This window comes from Coleofasciculus sp. FACHB-712 (genome assembly GCF_014695635.1).
GTDB lineage: Bacteria > Cyanobacteriota > Cyanobacteriia > Cyanobacteriales > FACHB-T130 > FACHB-T130.
Window position 1 is genome coordinate 40,201 of sequence record NZ_JACJOQ010000389.1, and the last position, 19,758, is coordinate 59,958.

Annotated in this window: 18 protein-coding genes and 1 pseudogene; 10 read left to right on the top strand and 9 right to left on the bottom strand. The window is 48.7% G+C overall.

Going from position 1 to position 19,758, the window contains the following annotated elements; translation table 11 throughout:
- Positions 1-87: 87 nt before the first annotated feature.
- On the bottom strand, positions 88-228 hold the full coding sequence (locus H6F50_RS11140) for a hypothetical protein (RefSeq protein WP_190428745.1): 141 nt from the start codon (positions 226-228) through the stop codon (positions 88-90).
- Between the two features lie 456 nt (positions 229-684).
- On the opposite strand from H6F50_RS11140, the gene H6F50_RS11145 reads away from it, so the two are divergent.
- The 6 genes and pseudogenes from H6F50_RS11145 to H6F50_RS11170 all read left to right on the top strand — a co-directional run bounded on the left by H6F50_RS11145 (position 685) and on the right by H6F50_RS11170 (position 6,429).
- Positions 685-915, top strand: coding sequence for a type II toxin-antitoxin system CcdA family antitoxin (locus H6F50_RS11145; protein WP_190411356.1), 231 nt, complete (start codon positions 685-687; stop codon positions 913-915).
- Between the two features lie 188 nt (positions 916-1,103).
- A pseudogene (locus tag H6F50_RS11150) lies at positions 1,104-2,378 on the top strand (ATP-binding protein); the annotation flags it as partial.
- A gap of 312 nt (positions 2,379-2,690) precedes the next feature.
- Positions 2,691-2,897: a hypothetical protein gene (locus H6F50_RS11155; RefSeq protein ID WP_190428746.1), complete on the top strand. Its 207-nt coding sequence runs from the start codon at positions 2,691-2,693 to the stop codon at positions 2,895-2,897.
- 126 nt (positions 2,898-3,023) lie between these two features.
- The gene (locus tag H6F50_RS11160; RefSeq protein ID WP_190428747.1) at positions 3,024-3,674 is read left to right on the top strand and encodes a DUF3386 domain-containing protein; all 651 of its coding nucleotides are present in this window, start codon (positions 3,024-3,026) and stop codon (positions 3,672-3,674) included.
- 130 nt (positions 3,675-3,804) lie between these two features.
- The gene (locus tag H6F50_RS11165) at positions 3,805-4,047 is read left to right on the top strand and encodes a NifU family protein (RefSeq protein ID WP_190411328.1); all 243 of its coding nucleotides are present in this window, start codon (positions 3,805-3,807) and stop codon (positions 4,045-4,047) included.
- Positions 4,048-4,197: 150 nt separating this feature from the next.
- A complete protein-coding gene (locus tag H6F50_RS11170) occupies positions 4,198-6,429 on the top strand; it encodes a glycoside hydrolase (RefSeq protein WP_190428748.1) in 2,232 nt (743 codons plus the stop codon).
- 47 nt (positions 6,430-6,476) lie between these two features.
- Here H6F50_RS11170 and H6F50_RS11175 read toward each other — a convergent pair whose 3' ends face one another.
- Positions 6,477-7,148, bottom strand: coding sequence for a GNAT family N-acetyltransferase (locus H6F50_RS11175; RefSeq protein WP_190428749.1), 672 nt, complete (start codon positions 7,146-7,148; stop codon positions 6,477-6,479).
- Between H6F50_RS11175 and H6F50_RS11180 the strand changes: the two genes are divergently transcribed.
- Positions 7,127-7,264, top strand: a complete 138-nt coding sequence (locus tag H6F50_RS11180) for a hypothetical protein (RefSeq protein ID WP_190428750.1) — start codon at positions 7,127-7,129, stop codon at positions 7,262-7,264. The two genes, H6F50_RS11175 and H6F50_RS11180, sit on opposite strands and share 22 nt — an antisense overlap.
- A gap of 10 nt (positions 7,265-7,274) precedes the next feature.
- On the opposite strand, the gene rtcA is transcribed toward H6F50_RS11180, so the two are convergent.
- Positions 7,275-8,351 (bottom strand): RNA 3'-terminal phosphate cyclase, encoded by a 1,077-nt coding sequence (gene rtcA / locus H6F50_RS11185; RefSeq protein ID WP_190428751.1) that lies wholly within the window; start codon positions 8,349-8,351, stop codon positions 7,275-7,277.
- Positions 8,352-8,410: 59 nt separating this feature from the next.
- Between rtcA and H6F50_RS11190 the strand changes: the two genes are divergently transcribed.
- From H6F50_RS11190 to H6F50_RS11200, 3 genes are all read left to right on the top strand, one after another.
- A complete protein-coding gene (locus H6F50_RS11190; protein WP_190428752.1) occupies positions 8,411-9,289 on the top strand; it encodes a Tab2/Atab2 family RNA-binding protein in 879 nt (292 codons plus the stop codon).
- A gap of 201 nt (positions 9,290-9,490) precedes the next feature.
- Positions 9,491-10,807 carry a TldD/PmbA family protein gene (locus H6F50_RS11195; protein WP_190428753.1) on the top strand — a complete coding sequence of 439 codons (1,317 nt, stop codon included), beginning with the start codon at positions 9,491-9,493 and terminating at the stop codon, positions 10,805-10,807.
- A gap of 90 nt (positions 10,808-10,897) precedes the next feature.
- Positions 10,898-13,651, top strand: a complete 2,754-nt coding sequence (locus H6F50_RS11200; protein WP_190411334.1) for a chloride channel protein — start codon at positions 10,898-10,900, stop codon at positions 13,649-13,651.
- 31 nt (positions 13,652-13,682) lie between these two features.
- Here H6F50_RS11200 and ftsE read toward each other — a convergent pair whose 3' ends face one another.
- The 6 genes from ftsE to H6F50_RS11230 all read right to left on the bottom strand — a co-directional run.
- Entirely contained in the window at positions 13,683-14,342 is a 660-nt protein-coding gene (gene ftsE, locus H6F50_RS11205; protein ID WP_190411357.1) for a cell division ATP-binding protein FtsE, read from the bottom strand.
- Between the two features lie 169 nt (positions 14,343-14,511).
- Positions 14,512-15,252, bottom strand: coding sequence for a WecB/TagA/CpsF family glycosyltransferase (locus H6F50_RS11210; protein WP_190428759.1), 741 nt, complete (start codon positions 15,250-15,252; stop codon positions 14,512-14,514).
- A 761-nt stretch (positions 15,253-16,013) separates the two neighbouring features.
- Entirely contained in the window at positions 16,014-16,382 is a 369-nt protein-coding gene (locus H6F50_RS11215) for a VanZ family protein (RefSeq protein WP_190428754.1), read from the bottom strand.
- A gap of 289 nt (positions 16,383-16,671) precedes the next feature.
- Positions 16,672-16,932 (bottom strand): hypothetical protein, encoded by a 261-nt coding sequence (locus H6F50_RS11220; RefSeq protein WP_190428755.1) that lies wholly within the window; start codon positions 16,930-16,932, stop codon positions 16,672-16,674.
- A 43-nt stretch (positions 16,933-16,975) separates the two neighbouring features.
- A complete protein-coding gene (locus H6F50_RS11225) occupies positions 16,976-18,718 on the bottom strand; it encodes an adenylate/guanylate cyclase domain-containing protein (RefSeq protein ID WP_190428756.1) in 1,743 nt (580 codons plus the stop codon).
- Between the two features lie 158 nt (positions 18,719-18,876).
- On the bottom strand, positions 18,877-19,758 hold an 882-nt coding region (locus tag H6F50_RS11230), incomplete at its 5' end, for a DHHA1 domain-containing protein (RefSeq protein WP_242028983.1).

Genomic DNA, 19,758 nt, shown 5'->3' on the forward strand with positions numbered 1-19,758 from the left:
AACTGTCAACGTGAAACAATTCTTTAACTTTGAGTAGGACAGTTACCGCCTTCGATGACTATACAGTAGAAAATCTGCGCGGTTTACCTAAATCAGAGACAGCGATAAAAATAGATGCAGGACTGAGGACTGAGAGTTGAGGACTGAGGACTGAGAGTTGAGGAGGGAGGACTGAGAGTTGAGGAAGGAGGACTGAGGGTTGAGGAAGGAGGACTGAGTAACTGTCAAACAGTCAGTCAAGCGAAGCGATAACCATTTAATTTGGCATGGGAGGGTGATGAGAACACAGCAAAAGGTATTGTGAATCTAAAGACTTAAAAAGAAATCTTGTGTATTCAAGTAGATTAGGGCACATTGGAATTAAATCCATGCAAAAACTGCTCTGATGAAAAACCTTTAAAAAAAGGGTAATTTTCTGATGAGAGAACGACTTCTCTACCGAAAAGTGGCAATGCTTCAGGAGCAGCCGTCCTCACCAGAAAATAGAGCGCTATTGCCAACTAGCAGTTAGCGCCCAGAGAATGTCAGAATGCATACTAGGGATCGGAATTGCAAAATTTTGTTGCCCATTAGGATAGGAGCTGCATTCTACTGACTGCGTTGCTTGCATCAGCAGTTAGCATGGAAAGACGGCGCATCCTCTTCCGCGTTGGTTTTGCTTGGAAATGTCATCACTGCACTGATATGAACGATCGGGCCAGATATTCTCAGGGTTCAGCCGAAAAGGTGGAAATTTCTATCCACCTTGATTCTGAACTGTTAGCACAAATTAAGCACCTGACCAACGATCCGAGTAAGGTCATTGAGACGGCAATTCGGCAGTGGCTTAGAGGCGAACGAGATCGAGATGATGAACTGACTCGGAACCTAGAGAGGAATCCGCCCGTGCCTCCGAGAGGAGAATGGAACGATTAATGAAAAATAAAGAACACTCTAGATGTAGACTTTAGCCGCAGGGCAAGTCTTTTGAGGTTGTATCTATCACAGAAAACGGCTGGTAATCATTAGCTTCTTCTCCTTTTGCAGTTTACAGGTATACTCTGATGGCGGCTCCTGTTAATGTCTCACTGCCAACTTTCGAGTCAACTGTGTCAAGTCCAGATCAGTACCAAAAACTGCTGAGTCAGATTGCTAGGAATATCCGTCGCACGCTCGATCTAGATACCATTTGGCAGCAAACGGTTAGAGGACTAGGAGAAGCGCTTAACGTTAGTCGCTGCATCATCTGCAACTACGAAAGTTCTAAGCCCAAAGTGCAGGTGGTGGCGGAGTATTGCCAGGAGACGTTTCGGTCGATGCTGGGACAACAGTTACAGCTTGCCGAGCAACCCTACCTAAGGCAAGCACTGGAGACACAAGGCGAGCCAGTTGTGGTAGAACAGGCTGGGGTGAATGCGTTTGGGCAACAATCGGTATTAGTCGTTTCTACCTGCTATCAAAACCAGCCAAATGGCGTCATCGCTTTGCAACAGTGCGATCGCACTCGGCGATGGAACGATGCCGAAGTTGAGTTAGTTAGAGAACTGGCAGATCAGGTGGGAACCGCGATCGCTCACGCCACCCTGTATAAAGAATTAGAAGAAGCCCGCGAACAAGCAGAAGAAGCTTCTCGCCTCAAATCAGAGTTTCTGGCAAATACTTCCCACGAACTTCGGACACCGCTAAACGGCATGATTGGCTCCCTGAAGCTGATCCTAGATGGGACGGTAGACGAGCCAGAAGAGCAACTGGATTTTATCCAAGATGCTTACCGTTCAGCTTTACATCTCCTCAACCTGATCAATGACATTCTCGATGTCGCCAAAATTGAAGCAGGCAAAATGGAGCTGGAACTGGGACAGGTGAAGCTGGAAGAACTATTCGGGGATGTCGAGGAATTTACCCAGAATCAGGCGCAGCAGAAAAACCTGAGCTTATGCATTCAAATGCCATCTACCTACGATGAAATTATCCTGTATGGCAACTACCAGCGGCTGCTCCAGGTGATGTTAAACCTGATAGGGAATGCAATCAAATTTACCCATGAAGGCGGCGTCACGGTCAGTGCCGAGGTCAGTAAAAAGAAACTTAAGTTTGGAGGACAGGAATGTCCAGGCGTCGTGAAAGTCCAAGTCGCCGATACGGGAATTGGCGTCTCCCTTGACAAGCAAGACAAACTATTTCAATCATTTAGCCAGGTGGATGGCTCTCGCACTAGACAGTACGGTGGTACCGGATTGGGATTGGCAATATCTCAAAGGCTGGTAGAAGCAATGGGTGGGGTCGTAAACTTCTACAGTATGGGCGAAGGGCTGGGTTCAACCGTTACGTTCACCGTGCCTCTGTATCAAGAGCCGGTAATGATTTCAACGCAACAGACAGGTTCGATGGATTGTTAATGTAGGTGCTACTTTCGGGGATTGATGAAATTGGATTGAGTTGGCTCTACCAGTTGAAAGCACAAACAAGCTGCTTGCTGGTAGTTTCAGGCTCTACGATGAAATTTCGAGAAAGCAAGCACGCCAACATAGCCTGCGAGGTCAACAGGATTCTATGACTGAGCCAATTTCCGAACCGTACCAAAACTTTGAACCAAATTGCTAACAGGAGCGATCGCACACTCGATCTAAAAGCGATTTTCAGCAAACGGTTGAAAGTTTGGGAAAAGAATTGGACATAAGCCGGTGCCTTAGTTTCAATTGTTCGGTAAAGTGAATGGATCTCACACAACTCCCGATGCGGGGACGAGACTCGGACTAACAATCTCTCAAAAACTGCTTGAAGCAATGGCTGGCAATATTCATGTTCATCGTTACGGCGAAGGACTCGGCTCAACAGTCATGGTCACTGTACCCCTGTATCAAGCTTCAGTGATGATGACTACGCCACAGACGGGTTCAATAGGGCTATTAATCTAGGTGGGTACAGCGACGCTATCGGATTTTTCTGCTAACCCCAGTTTTCAGAGAATTGTGTCGCCAAAGCGTGTCACTACTCTGCAAACATTTTTACACTAGGAAAGAAGTTGATTAAAGTAAGAGTCTATGACTGAGCAAGCAAATGCTCGTGACTTGTTTCGGGCTGCCTACGAAAACCGCTACACCTGGGATACTAATTTCCCAGGATATAGTGCTGATGTAGAACTCAAGCAAGGTGATGAAGTCTACAAAGGCAAAATTCGCATCAACAGCGACATGACTGTTGAAGTTACCGGCATCGAAGACGAAACGGTGCAAGAGAGCATCTATACTCAGCTCAGGGATATTGTCACCCACCGCAAGCGGGGGTCTTTTGACAAAGCTCACGGCAAGAACGAATTTAACCTGGGGGAAACGGACGCCAGCGGCGCTACGGAAATTCTGGTTAAAGGCGATGCGATGGGATCTAACTACAAAATCCGAGGCACTGAAATTTGCCAGGTGAGTCGGGTAATGGGTCGAATGGCATTTGTCATCGATACCGCTGAAAGTTTAGACACAGGAGAAGGCTACGCCGCCAGTCGCTACGATGTTGTCTTCCGGAATCCTCAGACAGGTGAATTGCTCAGAGAAATGCAATTTGAGGATACCTTCCAGAAAGTCGGCGATTACTACGTGATGACCAAGCAGGTAATTCACGCGAATGAGCAAGGTCAAAAAACGACCACCGAGTTCAACTACGCGAACGTCAAGTTACTGGAACCAGCAGCGGTATAGGCGGTCCGCGTTACGATACCCTCTCGGCTGTCCCCAGTGTTCTCCATTTTCGCGATGAGTTTTTATCTCTGCGTGAACTAGGATCAACATAGCTGCAATAGAAAGAAAGATTCGATAAGGTAAACTAACCATGTCACAAACACTGGCACTGACTTCAGAAAACGTCGAACAAGTTTTGGATGAACTGCGCCCTTACTTAATGTCCGATGGTGGTAACGTTGAGCTGGTAGACATCGACGGTCCAGTCGTGAAGCTACGCCTCCAAGGAGCCTGCGGATCTTGCCCTAGTTCAGCAATGACGCTGAGAATGGGAATTGAGCGCCGCTTGCGTGAATTTATCCCCGAAATTGCCGAAGTTGAGCAAGTCCTTTAAAGGCACAAGGTAAAAGGCAAAAGGCAAAAGATTTTTTCTGATTTCTTTTGCCTTTTTAGTTTAATTGAACCAGTCTTTTCAAAGCCAAAGGCAAAAGAAATAAAACAGATATTTCTTTTGCCTTTTTAGTTTCTACTATTTACTTTTCCTATGCCCCATCCTCTCTATATCTCTTTCATCTGGCATCAACATCAACCTCTGTACAAAAGCCGCGCAGTCAATCAGTATCGTTTGCCGTGGGTGCGGCTGCATGGGACGAAAGATTACCTAGATTTAGTGCTGCTGCTGGCTCGTTATCCGAAGCTGCATCAAACGGTTAATCTCGTGCCATCTTTGATTTTGCAGTTAGAGGATTATGTTGCTGGCACGGCGATGGACCCGTACTTAGCAGCAGCTTTGACGCCGGAACAGCAACTGAGTGATGAACAAAAAAGATTTATTATTGAGCATTTTTTTGACGCCAATCACCATACCTTAATTGACCCTCATCCTCGCTACGGAGAACTGTACGGGCAACGTCAAGAAAAGGGGGAAGAATGGTGTTGGACAAATTGGAATCCGCAAGATTACAGCGATTTGCTCGCTTGGCATAATCTGGCGTGGATCGATCCTTTGTTTTGGGACGATCCAGAGATTGAGGGCTGGTTGAAGCAGGGAAGAAACTTTACTTTAAGCGATCGCCAGCGAATTTTCTCTAAACAACGAGAAATCTTGAGTCGCATCATTCCGCAGCACCGGCAGATGCAAGAAGCGGGGCAACTGGAAGTATCGACAACGCCCTACACGCACCCAATTTTGCCCTTACTGAACGATACCAACTCCGGTCGGGTGGCGGTGCCCAACATGACCTTGCCGAAGCAGCGCTTCCAGTGGGCTGAAGATATCCCCAGACATCTCCAAAAAGCTTGGGATATGTATAAAGATCGGTTTGGGCAAGAACCGCGTGGTTTGTGGCCTTCAGAACAATCGGTCAGCCCCGAAATTTTGCCTTATATCGCCAAGCAAGGATATAAGTGGATCTGCTCGGATGAAGCCGTCTTAGGTTGGTCTAAGAAGCAATTTTTCCATCGAGACGGCGCGGGGAATGTCTACGAACCCGAATTACTATATCAACCTTATCGGCTGCAAACCGAGTTCGGCGACTTAGCGATGGTGTTTCGGGATCACCGATTATCAGATTTAATTGGCTTTACTTATGGAGCGATGGAACCGCGCCGCGCCGCCGCCGACTTAGTCGGGCATTTGGAAGCGATCGCTCGCACCCTGAAACACCGCCAGAAAGGAGGCGGTACAGCCCTAGAACAACCGTGGCTGGTCAACATTGCCCTTGATGGCGAAAACTGTTGGGAACACTACCATCTGGATGGTAAGCCCTTCTTAGAAGCTCTTTATCAAACGCTGAGCGACCACTCAGAGCTGAAATTGGTCACGGTTTCGGAATTTCTAGACCAGTTCCCTCCCAAGGCAACCATCCCCGCCGAGCAGCTGCACAGCGGCTCTTGGGTCGATGGCAGCTTTACAACTTGGATTGGCGATCCCGCCAAAAATCGCGCCTGGGATCTCTTAGAAGATGCGCGGAAAGTCTTGGCTAGCCATCCAGAAGCAACCGAGGAAAACAATCCAGAAGTTTGGGAAGCTTTGTACGCCGCAGAAGGTTCCGATTGGTTCTGGTGGTTTGGCGAAGGTCATTCCTCAAACCAAGATGCCATGTTCGACCAGCTGTTCCGGGAACACCTGTGTGCGATTTACCAAGCTTTAAATGAGCCGATCCCGTCGAACTTGCGCCAACCCGTAGAAGCTCACGAAGCGCGGGGAGACCATCGACCCCAAGGCTTTATTCATCCCACCATCGATGGACTGGGTGACGAACAGGATTGGGATCGCGCTGGTCGGATTGATGTGGGCGGATCGCGGGGTACGATGCACAAGAGCAGTGCCATTCAGCGTCTTTGGTACGGCGTGGATCACCTTAACTTCTATCTACGGCTGGACTTCCAGACCGGCATTCAACCGGGTAAAGGCTGTCCGCCAGAGTTGCATTTGCTGTGGTTCTATCCCAACCAAACAATGCACAATAGCCCCATTCCGCTGGAAAATTTACCTGACGAAGCGCCACTGAACTATCTGTTCCACCACCATTTAGGGATTAACTTACTGACTCACACGATTGAGTTTGAGGAGGCTGGGGAACATCTCAAGTGGCATCCTCGGTTTAGCCGCGCTCAAGTGGGTTTAAATAAGTGTTTGGAAGTGGCAGTTCCTTGGGCAGATTTGCAAATCGGTCCAGATTTTCCGCTGCGGATGGTAGCTATCTTAGCGGATGGCGAACGGTTTAGTAGCTATGTGCCTGAAAATGCCTTGATTCCGATTGATGTTCCTTAAGAATTCAATCGCAAAAATCAGGGATTTTACAAAAATCCCTGATTTTTCTAACTTTGATACCGCATAACTGTCCAAACATTTCCACTAATTAGGGTATCTAGTTGGAAAATGTGAAAACTTGATTTGAGAGGCTGTGAGATTTCTTGCCAAGGAACAATCGTAAAGCCAAGTTGCGAATAAAATCGTACTAATTTAGGCTTACAGACTAAATAGAGGGGGTGGGTCGCTTCTTGAACAAGACGCTTCACTAGATAGGAACCCAGGTGCTGGCTGCGCCAAACAGGTTTCACAAATAAGTAATACAGCATAGAGTGCGTATTGTAGCCGTTTATTTCACCGCAAGCTACTAAGCTTCCATTACATTCAATGACCCAGAACCGCGACCAATTGACAAAAGCATAGGTAAAAATTGAGAAGAAAAATAGAATAAAGGAAGCTGCTAAACAAAGAGTAACAATAAAAAGAAGTGCAAGGATAAGAAATAAAAGAATTCCGAGCAAGAAATTAGAAGCAAGAATTTTGATAATTTGTATGATTGCTAGCATGAAAAAAGTCAAGGCAATCAAAATTAGGAAATTGAAAGATAAAACTCTCAAATCAAATTTTAAAGCCTCAGATTTTGTGAATTCTAATAATAATTGCTGAATTAACCATTTTTCTTCCGCACGGGCTGGTCGGAGAACACACCCTGGTGGCAATGAAGGAGGTAGGTCAGCCATTAGTCCATTTTGTTGCAGCAGCGAACATCAAAGTCTGCGGCGATGAGGGCAATATTAGCAGTATGGGAGCCGTTGTCGTGTTTAAATTAACTGGAAATTTAGAAGCGATCGCCTAACTGTCCCTACTCATCTATCGGGGTTGGGTGTTACCGTCACCCGACGATCGACTTCATCAATCGTTATTGATGCCAACCCAAACTGCTCAATCACCCATGCATTGGTCGTTAGGTGGGTGCTAATCTCCGCCACTCGATATTGACTCGTCGAGTCAGCTAAAGCCGCTGGCAATAGCAACTGATCCCCCAGGTGTACATCGACGGGTGCGCCAGTGTTATGAAAATCCAGCAACTCCTGACAAGCCATATCGGCAACTTTATCGGCTGGCAGTCCCAGACGTCCCAAAGCACCAAAGAAAGCCTTGCTATTCTCGTACTCAGCGGTGAGGAAAATCCCCGCCCCCGGTGCGATACCCCTTTCCCGTAAGGGTTGGACAGTGGCTTTGAGATCTGCCTGATGCAACACATTCTCGGCGCGGCTAGCCATCCGTTGGGGAATGTGGGAAGGAAGTTGTGTCACCACAGCAATCCCCCGCACCTGCTGAAATTCTCCAGGTTCCAGAAGGCTAATCCCTCGCAATGGTTGGATTTCCCTGTTCTTACCCCTAACGCCCCTACCGCTAACGCGAAGTTCCACTTCTCCTTGGCCTTGGGGATACCACCCCCAACTGCGTATCCTCACCTCAGCTTCCACTCCCATCTGACGTAACAGAGGCAAGTAGACTTGCTCGATGTAGGTATAAGCGGGACTATAGGCGACATGGGTGCCGCCGCGCAGCGTCACCTGCGATTCTCCCTGCGCGATCGCTAAAGGCAGCAAAATTGTCTGCAAAACCAAAGTGACAGCACCCGCCGAACCGCCTTCTTGTGCTTCGGTGACATCAAACGTGTATTTTCCCGGTTGGATTGAATCACCCGGAATAAACTCTAAAGCCGTTGAACCTAACGTATCCCCCTGCACTTTCGCTCCGCAGATGGCAGCAGCGGCACGCACAGCCGTTAAGTGTTGGGCAGCGAGTCCGGGCTTTTTGCGTCCCGCCCGAACCCGCCCGATTCGGATCGGATGACCTGCGATCGCCGCCAGGCTGAGGGAAGTCCGTAAAACCTGTCCGCCGCCTTCTCCGTAGGAACCGTCGATGTAAATCATGAGTAAAAGGATGCTTCAAACGTATTATGAAGGAAGTGACCAGATTTTAACGGCGCGGCATGGGAACAGTTTGGGAATTAGATTTTTATTCGCGTCCAATTTTGGACGAACAACAGAAAAAGATTTGGGAATTATTGGTGTGCGAAAGTCCATTGGATATCCGCACCAAACCTGAGTCCCTGTTTCGTTACGCCGAGTTTTGCCCCAATAGCACGGTAAATTCGATCTGGCTGCGAACGACGTTGGAAGAAGCGATCGCTAGGGCAGCTGAACCTCCTCAAAAAATCCGCTTCTTCCGCCGCCCGATGACCAAAATGATTGTGAAAGCCTGCGATGAGTTGGGCATTTCCGCTCAGCTGAGCCGCCGAACTTTTACATTGTATCGGTGGCTGCAAGAGCGGATGCAGGACGTTTATCCCCAGCAATCGGGCTACCAAGGAGTTGCCCCGAATCCCTCTGTCCAATACCAACCCCAGCCGCCCCAACCTTTACCGGATGCGCTGATTGGGCAAAAGTGGGCATTTGTAACCTTGTCAGCAGAAGCCTTTGAGGAAATGCACGAGTGGGACATTGGCTTTCGAGAAGCTTTCCCACTCATTGGATTAGGAGATTTCGCGCCTTTGCCACCGGAGACGCAGATTCCAGGGGTGGTGATTTTCTCTCCCAGAGCAGTGCCAATGGCTGGCTGGATGTCGGGAATTGAACCGGCGTTCCTGAAATTTAATCGGAACACACCGCCTAGATTGCTTTTAGAGACGGGTGAGAGTAATAGCTGGATTTTGGCAAGTATCAAAGATTCAAAAACTTTGACGGAAGCCGAAAACTTTGAGGATGCCAAGCGAAAAGCTGGGATGTTGCATTTTTTAGCGATTCAGTCCGATCCGCAATCAGAATCCTTTGCGGGTTTTTGGCTAATGCAAGAATTGCCTCTAAGTTAAATTGATTCCAAAGTAAATCTTTCGGTTTCGCAACCAGACTGGGAGAATAGAAGACAAAGACATAAAAAAAGGCTCTCAGACAAGCATAAAAGTCGGAGTAAAAGCGCGGATTTTGAGACTGAACGACAGAATTTCGCACTTTCTACTTTGACTTTATGAGGGCGTCTTGGCGGTTCCATCAATAAATTCCACGGTCAGAATATGGGTTTTAACGATTTACCACAAGAGACGCTAGCAGAGCAGTTATTGGAGTTAGCCACTCGTTCCGGAGCCGAGGCAGCGGAGGTTTATCAAGCGCGATCGCTTTCTCGCCCAGTTTTTTTTGAAGCCAACCGGCTCAAACAACTGGAAAGTGCCCAATCAGAAGGGACGGCGTTGCGGCTGTGGCGAGAAGGGCGTCCGGGTTTAGCCGTTGCTTATGGGCCTGTGGAACCGCAAGCACTGGTAGATCGAGCGCTCGCTTTGTCGGCACTCAACGGAGTGGAAACCGTGGAATTGACTGAGGGGCGGGCATCTAAGTATCCCGACTTGGGCGAGTTTATGCCCGTGGAGGAGCTGATATTAATGGGCAAAGAAGCGATCGCCCTCGTCCGAGATGCCTACCCAGAAGTCCTCTGCACCGCTCAATGGGAATGCGAAGCAGAAACGACGCGCCTTGTCAACACCAAAGGATTGGATTGTCGCTATACCGATACGACCCTCAGCTGTTATCTGGCAGCCGAATGGGTGCGGGGGGATGATTTCTTGAGCGTTGGCGATGGACAAACCCAGCGGGATAGCCTCGATCCGGTCGCCTTGGCAAACCAAATTTTGCAGCGGTTAGCGTGGGCGAAAGAAAACATTTCACCCCCCATCGGTCGCGTGCCCGTGTTATTTACCGCCAAAGCAGCGGATATGCTTTGGGGAACCCTCTCAGCTGCACTGAATGGGAAACGAACCCTTGAGGGGGCTTCGCCGTGGAGCGATCGCTTGGGCGAACCCGTGACTTCAAAAGCCCTCACCATTACCCAAAACCCAGAATCTGGGCCGTTTAGCTGTCCTTTTGATGATGAAGGCACGGTCACGCGGAATCTGGAATTTATCAAAGACGGCATTTTGCAGCTGTTTTATACCGACCGCACGACCGGACGCCAGCTGGGTAGCGGGACTACTGGAAACGGGTTTCGTCCCGGTTTAGGTAGTTACCCGACACCGGGGCTATTTAATTTGCTGATTCATCCGGGAACTGGGGATCTGCTGAGCTTAATGCAGCAGATGGGTGATGGGCTGGTAGTAGATCAGATGCTGGGAGGCGGTTCTGGGATTTCGGGGGACTTCTCGATTAACGTTGACCTGGGCTACCGGATCAAGAACGGTCAGGTGGTCGGCAGGGTAAAAGATACGATGGTGGCAGGTAACGTATACGCAGCCCTCAAGCAGCTAGTGGCATTGGGAGGCGACGCCGAGTGGAATGGTTCGGTCTATACCCCATCTCTGATTGTGGAAGGGCTGTCTGTCACCGGCAAAATGCTGAGTTAATCCGAATCGAAGACTGGCTAATTGCCCGTTAGCCGTTAGCCATTAGCCATTAGCCATGAAATGAGTTGAGGGCAAAATGTTGAATGACTTATGAATTATTTGAGAGTGTTAAGTTCTCAAGTTTTGTCTTTACACTCAAGACTCAAATTTCCCAAATCCAAGGTCAAAGCTTTCTTACAACCCAGACGGCGTTTAGCGATCGCTGAAGCTTGTCTAATTGGGTTAGTATCGGGACTCGCCGCAGTTCTGTTCAAAGTCGGCGTCGGGACCTTGGGTGCATGGCGAGTTCATGCTTCCCACTTTCTCCCTGCATGGTTCGCATTACCCGCCATTGGTTTATCCTTTGGACTCCTCTCCGGCTTCCTAGTCGAACGTCTGGCACCAGAAGCAGCGGGGAGCGGCATTCCTTTTGTTAAAGCTGCCCTTTCTCAATTCCCCATCGCCCTGAATTTACGAGTTGCCCTCGTGAAGTTAGCCAGCAGCATTATTGCTCTGGGTTCCGGACTCACCTTGGGGCGTCAAGGGCCAACCGTGCATATCGGTGCAGCCGTTGCTGCTCAATTCAGCCACTGGGTTCCTACTTCGCCCGACCATCGCCGCCAGATGATTGCCGCTGGTGCGGGTGCTGGGTTAGCGGCTGGTTTCAATGCACCGATTGCCGGTGTGCTGTTTATTGTCGAAGAACTCCTCCAAGATTTATCCGACCTCACCTTGGGCACAGCCATTCTCGCATCCTTTATCGGTGCGGTTGTGTCGCGGCTGCTGGGCGGTCGTAGCCTTGACCTCAACCTCGATATTAGCCAATCTCAGACTAGCTTTTTTGCCCAAGAGATTCCTTTTTACCTGTTGTTAGGAGCCTTGGCTGGGGTGCTGGGGGCAATGTTTGGGAAAGGAATTTTTACTTCCCTCGCCTTCTATCGCCGCCTCAAACTTTCTCTACCGCTGCGAATTGGGCTGGCTGGATTAATTTCTGGTATCGTGACCGCCCTTCTCCCCTCAACATTTCGAGACAACACCGGGCTGCGAGAGTCCCTGCTGGCAGGTGGAGTGAGCTGGGAAATGGCAGCGATCGCTTTTGTGGCTCAGTATATACTCACGCTCGTCGCCTGTGGTTCTGGTGCCCCTGGGGGGTTATTCGCGCCTTCCCTGATTCTGGGGTCTGGGCTTGGCTATCTGGTCGGGTTCGTGCAGGAGGTAACCTTGGCAGTGGGTTCACCGACTACTTACGCCCTGGCTGGCATGGGGGCATTTTTTAGTGCCGTCTCCAAAGCGCCCATCACTGCTATTGTCATCGTTTTTGAAATGACAATGGACTTCAATCTTGTTCTGCCGCTGATGATTGGGTCTGTTGTTGCTTACCTGGTGTCAGAAAAGATAGTTAGGGGGTCGCTCTACGATCGCCTGCTGAAGTGGAATGGGATTGAACTAGAGAAAAAGCCAACTACCGATGGACTCTTATCGATGCTGAAGGCGGCAGACGTGATGCAGCGCCGAGTCGAAACCTTAACCAGCAATATGACCCTTGATGAAGCCGTGCAAGCCTTCTCTCGCTCCCATCATCGCGGCTTTCCGGTTGTGTATAAAGAGAAACTGGTTGGGATTATTACCCAAACTGACCTTGCTGGAATTGCCCAACGGGGATTACCAGGGAATGCCCCTTTGAGCAAAATCATGACGCCGAAGCCGATGGCGGTAAACCCTACCGACTCCTTGGGTGATGTTCTCTATTTACTCAATCGCTATCAACTCAGTCGGTTGCCAGTGACGGAAGGGCGCAAGCTGATTGGGATTATTACCCGTGCTGATATTATTCGGGCGCAAGCAGATAAGCTGAACGGTCAATCGGTGAATATTGGCCCGCGTCCGGAGCCTTCTTACTGTGTTTATCAAACTCGTTCTCCGGCAGTGGGAAGCGGACGAATGCTCGTTACCATCGCCAACCCGCAAACCGCACCCGCATTGTTGCAAATGGCAGCTGCAATTGCGCGCGATCGCAACTACGAAATCGAATGTCTTCAGGTTATCTCGGTTCCCCGCAACAGTGCCCCGGCTCAAACGCCCGTTAGCACAACGAAAAGTCGTCGGTTGCTCCGTCATGCCGAAAAACTGGGGCAAGATTGGCAAATTCCCGTCCACACTCAGATCCGCGTGTCTCATGATGTTGCTCCAGCGATTCTGGAAACCATTAACGAGCGTCACATTAATTTGCTGCTGATGGGCTGGAAAGGCACCAGCATCACGCCCGGTCGAGTTTTTGGCGATGTGGTAGACACGATCATCCGGCAGGCTCCCTGCGAGGTGGTGCTGGTGAAAATGGGCGAAGAGACTCCAGGTGTAGAAGAGCCGAGAAGCAGAGGCATCAGGGCGCATATCGCTGCCAATTCTCCCCGGCCGCCCCGCATCCTGGCACCCCGGCATCGCATCGGCACCCACTCACCCACCGTGTCCCTCTGCTTCAATCGCTGGCTGGTTCCGATTGCTGGTGGTCCCAACGCCCAGCAAGCTTTGCAACTCCTACCCGCTTTGATGTGTCTGAGTAAGACACCCGCAATTGAGCTAGCCCAAGTTTTCCATCCTTCCACCCTCTTGCCGGACACCGCCATGTTAGAAAAATCAGCCTTGTTCCTCAGCCGCCAACTGAGTGCAAGCGTGACGGCGATTCCCCTTCGTTCCAGTTCTGTCTCGGATGCCGTGATCGATCTAGCGCAAGCTGACGCCTGCGATGTGGTGATATTGGGTGCTAGTCGGGAAGGGCTATTGCAGCAGGTGATGAAGGGAAATATCCCCGAAGCGATCGCGCGTGGCGTGAAAAGCACCGTGATTTTGGTAAGAAGCGCCCAGTAAAAAATTAAACAGAAGAATTATTCATTTCTGGTTAATTTCTGATTTTGACTTGCCCCTCACGGATTTGCACCACAGGTCGATTCGCCATCCGCAATAAGCGTTCGTCGTGCGTTGTCACCATCACTGTGGCACCGAAGGCGTTGAGTTTTTGGAGAATTCTCAGCACCGATGCCGAATTATCAGCATCGAGGTTTCCGGTCGGTTCATCTGCCAGTAGCAGCGGCGGCGTTCCGACAATGGCACGAGCAAGACTGACCCGCTGTTGCTCTCCACCAGAGAGTTCTTCAGGAAAACAATCCGCTTTATGCTGCAACCCGACTAATTTCAGCGTTGGAGGAAGGCGGCGCTCAATTTCCTTGCGCGTGAAGCCTTGCGCCCACAGTACAAAAGCAATATTTTCCGTGACTGTCCGGCGGGGGATGAGTTTGTAGTCTTGAAAAACAACGCCGATGCGCCGCCGCAGCAAAGACAGGCGATGACCCCGCAACTGCGCCACGTTGCAGTTATCGACCATGACCTCGCCATCCGTGGGGCGTTCTTCCCCATACAACAGCTTTAAGAGTGTTGATTTACCAGAACCAGAAGGCCCGGTAACAAACAAGAAATCCCCTCGCTTAACTTCCAAATTCACATCCAATAACCCACGGCTGCCATTGGAATAAATTTTTGTCACTTCCCGCAATTTCACCATGACTGCTGAGGAGGCTGAGTAATTGGCGTCCCGTGCGTCACTCCGGCGATCTTTGCCAATGCTGGGATGAGCAGAAGCTGTGGTCATATAAAAGTTATCAGTGCGTAATGCTAAGGGCTAATAGCTAATCGCTCATCGTTCATGGCAACTTCAATGAACAATTAACAATTCAAAACTCATAACTTTTTACCACAGCTCGCAAGGCAAATTGCGGTAAAGCCATCATTCTTCGCCAGCGCCAGGGTTCTTGATACAAGCGATAAAGCCATTCCAGATGATTATCCCGCAACCAAGCGGGTGCCCTGGATTTAATTCCAGCCCAAATATCAAAGCTACCGCCGACACCAATCCAAATCGATTCGGGACACAGGTGTCGGTTTTGGGCAATCCATAATTCCTGACGGGGAACGCCTAAACCCACGAATATCAGACGGGGTTGGAGAGTTTGCAGGGTTGTCTTAAATTCTGGTTCTGCTTCGGGTAAGAGGTAGCCGTGTTGACTCCCAGCGATCGCAATTCCCGGCACTCGTTCCTCCCAAACCGCAGCTGCTGCTTGCGCGACTCCCGGTGCCCCACCATAGAAAAAAATCGGGCAAAGCTTCCCCATTTGCCCAGCTTCCTGTAAAAGTGACTCTGCCAACTCAATTCCCGGACAGCGTCTCAGGCGTCTACCCTTTAGCCGCAAATAAAGGACAACCCCAGCTCCATCCGGAATCACCAGTTCAGCCTGCTGGATGATCCCCGCAAGGGTGGGGTTGTCTTCTGCCTGAATCGCCATTTCCGCATTTAGCGTAACGACATGACCGCCTACCTTCTCATGTAGGCGCGAGATTAGCCACTTAGAATAGTCTTCTAACAGATGAACGGGCACTCCCAGGACGGGAAAATGTTCGGGTTTCTCCAATAGCATCGAATTTTGGTAAGGCTTTACACCAGCCATAGCAGCTCTGTCGTTTCAAGACTATGAACGCTAACTTATTCGCTGTATTGTAGAGTATTCCCGAACTTTGGTACAGAATCGGGAAACAGAATTTTTTTATATTTGCAGATCGTATTTTCTCTTCAGATAGCTCTCTTAAGAGAGCCATCTGCGTATAACTCCAGCGGCACTAGTTCAGTTTTTCCGTTTACATTAACCTTTGAGTAGACGATTCTCACAAAGGGAGCTTTATTTTGGTTGTAGCGATAAGACATATTAAACCTCCGCGTGAACCTTGATTTTCAGAATTTTTTAGTTGATTTTATTCCAATGTCTTCTCTTTAGACTTACTTTTTTGCTACACTGAGTCGCTTGAAAGCTCCAGAAGAGAATAGTAAGCTTTCTAATGATTGTTTTGTAAAAACTTGGACTGTGTAGAACTATATTTGTATCGTCTAAAGCCATCTAAATTAAGGGTAAATCCACAGGAATTGCCTGTCATTAACCCTTGGAATTAAGTCTGTAGATACACATAAACTGAATTACTTTAAGTGAATACTTCTTGAGATAGAGATCGGTGACAAGGGAAGTAATCTCTGTTCTCCCATGCTCATGTCAATAACTTCTGCCCAGTCGTCACGTACCAAGCGTTGAGAAAGCCGCCGAATCATCGCAGCATCGGCGACGCCATCAATCTCTAGTAAATCCAAATGCTCAGGATGTAACCAACTCCAAAAAACGATTCCCAGGCTCTACTTTAACGATGCTAGCCAGTAAAAAAACCAAATTCCGATTAGGTTGGCAGCGAGATCAGACAAGGTGGAGGAACGAAGCGGTGAGAGGGCTTGCAGACTCTCATCAAATAAGGCAAAGATACTAATCAGAATTGGTGATAGTGGTAGGCTTATGGAACGAGACCAAATATTAATCACCCGGTTCCCTAAAGCTTTCTGACCTAAGTAACTGGCAAATCCTAATAAAATGAAATGTCCAATTGTGTCATAAAAAGGAATGGCAGAAATTTTAACTGGCACAATTCCTAAATAAGCAGAAACAAAAATTGTCAGTAAAATTACGAAATAAAGAATAAAAGCTAGAACCCAACGCTGATTTGATTTCATACCCATTGCTCCCTGAGGCGCGTGTCACCCCTCAGCGTAAGTTTAGAAAATCTGTTTGCTTTCAATTAAAATAATTTCAATAAATTTAACTGGTTATATTTAATAACAAATTACACAACTATACTGCGATTTGTTTATGAAATTAAAGGGGATTCTTCTTAAAATACGTCCATTAAAACAGATTTTTTAGGGTGGTAGGCGGTCAAGCAGAGACACGATTAATCGTGTCTCTACAACCCATCCATTTTGGCTGACAAATTTGGCTGACAAGTTAGTGCATTAAACAGCGTTAAGCGTGGCGGTTGACTTCTTGTTGGAGCCACGGATCGACCGGCTGTCCATCTTTGCGGCGCAACTCAATCTGAATAGCGATCGCTTCTTTGGCTCCCGGCGGCGCGGGTTGCTGATGGAAGAGAATATCATATTCGGCTGGATCGTGATTGCGCTCTCGCAGCCAATCCTGCACCTTCACTGGCGCGAAGATAGATTGCCCGTCTTGGAACATCCGGGTAATCTGCATCTGTAGCGTGTAAGGATTTAAGCGACCCATAAAGTTTTGCCTTTCTAAACAGCGATATCTATAAACTTCTAGCTCACACTAGCAGTTTTTCTGTTTTCCTGCCGATAAGTAGATAAGTCATCATTTCTCCCTTTCCTTTCACCTGGATTGCACCCCGCTCTTCCCATTGATATTTGTCCTGTAAAAGCTGGTAAGTGGCGGCGGTAACTTGAATAGAACCTGTGACTCCGTGGGATTCCATGCGACTGGCGGTATTAACTGTATCTCCCCATAAATCATAGATAAACTTTTTCAAACCAATGACTCCAGCAACAACCGGGCCAGTGTTAATGCCAATTCGGATGTTGAACTCTTCGCCATTCACTGCATTGAATCGGTCAATTGCCTTTTGCATATCTAACGCCATTTCGGCAATAGCTTCTGCATGATCCGTGCGAAGGATAGGTAAACCGCCAACCACCATATAGGCGTCGCCAATGGTCTTAATCTTTTCCAAACCATGTTGTTCCGCAAGTTGGTCAAACGCAGAAAATATTTGGTTGAGCAAGTTGACTAGTTCTACTGGTGATGTATGAGCAGCCAGTTGAGTAAAACCAACGATATCTGCAAATAGAACCGTTACTTCGGCAAAGTTATCGGCAATGATAGTATCCTGTTCTTTTTTTAATCGGTCGGCGATCGCTTGGGGCAAAATATTGTGTAGCAGCCTCTCCGCCTTCTTTTGCTCCGCTTTTAGTTCTTTTAACGATGACTCTAAAGCTTCTAACATCCAGTTAATTGTACGAGCCAGGATCGACAATTCATCTCTGCCAGCGATTAAGACGCGCATTGACAGATCGCCTTTAGTACCAATGCTCCGAACCTCCGTACTCAGATAAGCTAGCCGAGACAGAAGCAATTTTTCTAACAGAAATAAAGTTGCTCCGGTGAACGCGATCCCCACGACCAAAGTAGATATACCCAGCGACACTACCAGATAAGTCAGAAGAAGTTGGCTTTGTTGATAAAATTCTTTGGGCATATCAACTCGCAACAGCATTACGGGTTTTCCGTCAATGTCCCGCAGTAGGGTATATCCCACCATCCCGCCATTGCTGAGCGATCGCACCAGAATCGAAGAAGACTTATTGGGCATTTTGGACAAAGCCGGACGCACCGATTTGAAGTCGGGAGGTAGTTGCGGATCGCTTGCCAAGTACATACTGATGGGCAAATGGGTCAACTCGCTCAAAGCCTTGATTTTTTCAGTATTCAGGTAACGCCCTAAGATCAGCGTTCCCCGACTAGGCCCTTTACCCCCGCTAGTGAGAATTGGCCGGGCTGCGATCGCCATTGGCCCTTGGGGCAACAGAACGATGCCAACATAGTGGTCAAGTCGTTTGGGGTTCTGTAGCAGGCTTGTGTTAGCCGCTAAGTATGCCTGGATTTCCTTCGGAGTGGGGATTGCTTTGCGCTGCTTCAGGTTGAAGCTTTGACTAAAAACCAGCTGACCGGAGGAATTGATAAATAGGATTAAGTCGGATCTGAGCGATCGCAAGGAAATATCATTCAGATTGCGCTCGATATAGCGGCGGTTGCCATCCTTGATGAAGTTATAGGTGTCATCCCACATCGCCCATTGCTCGTTGAGAACGCTGAACTCACTCAGGTAGTTAGAGAAGGCATCCTGAACTCGTTGAACGTTCCGGTAAGCCTCCCGTTCGTACAATTTGGCGAAGCCTCTCAGCAGGATGGTTGACGAGGTGACATACAAAACCCCTATCAAACTTACGACGGTAACGCCAATCGTCAGCAGTGTTTTTTCGCGTAGTTTCATGCCCCTGAATGCGCTGTCAGCTATGCAGGTACTGACACGCTACACTCACAACTTTATAACTAAAACCAGAGAAAATTTGTAAGCTAAAACAGGCAGAAGCCTCAGTGTAACTGAGGCTTGAGAGTTTTCAAAGGTGGGCAAAAGCCCACCTTACGGGATTACTGCAAACCTTCAAGTAACTGAGTTCTAGCACTTTCTAAGGCTTCTTTCAGCTTACTAGGATCGCGTCCGCCAGCTTGCGCCAGGTTGGGGCGTCCGCCGCCGCCGCCACCGCAGATTTTAGCGATCGCGCCAATGAATTTCCCAGCCTGCAATCCTTTCTTATTGACTTCCGGGCTGAAATGTGCCACTAAACTTACTTTATCTGCTTCGGGAATTGATGCCAAGAATACAGCACCATTGCCTAATTTTTGCAGCAATCTTTCAGCGGCATTTTTTAGAGATTCTGCGTCAACGTCGCCCAATTCGGCAACTAAAATTTTGAAATCACCAACTGTTTCAGCAGTGCTGAGTAATTGGTCAGATTTCGCGAAGGCGAGTTCTGCCTTTAATGCTTCTAGCTGCTTTTGAGATGCCTTTAATTCGTTCTGGATGTTAGTAATTCTGTCGGGGAGTTCTTCGGGTTTGACTTTAAAGCGATCGCTCAAATCTTTAACTACTTTCTCCCGGACATTCAAGTATTCCAGAACCGCTGGCCCTGCCACTGCTTCGATCCGCCGCACTCCAGAGGCGACACCCGCCTCGGAGACTATCTTAAATAGCCCAATTTCAGCAGTGTTGTGAACGTGAGTACCGCCGCACAATTCCATCGAAACGCCGGGGACATCCAGTACCCGCACTTCATCGCCGTATTTTTCACCAAACATCGCGATTGCGCCTTTCGCTTTGGCTTCCGCGATTGGCAGGATTTCAGTTTCGGCGGGATGCGCTTCCGCGATCCAAGTATTGATTTGCTCTTCGATTTGTTGTACTTGTTCGGATGTCACGGGACGAGGACAGTTGAAGTCAAATCGCAGCCGATCGAAGGCGACCAAAGAACC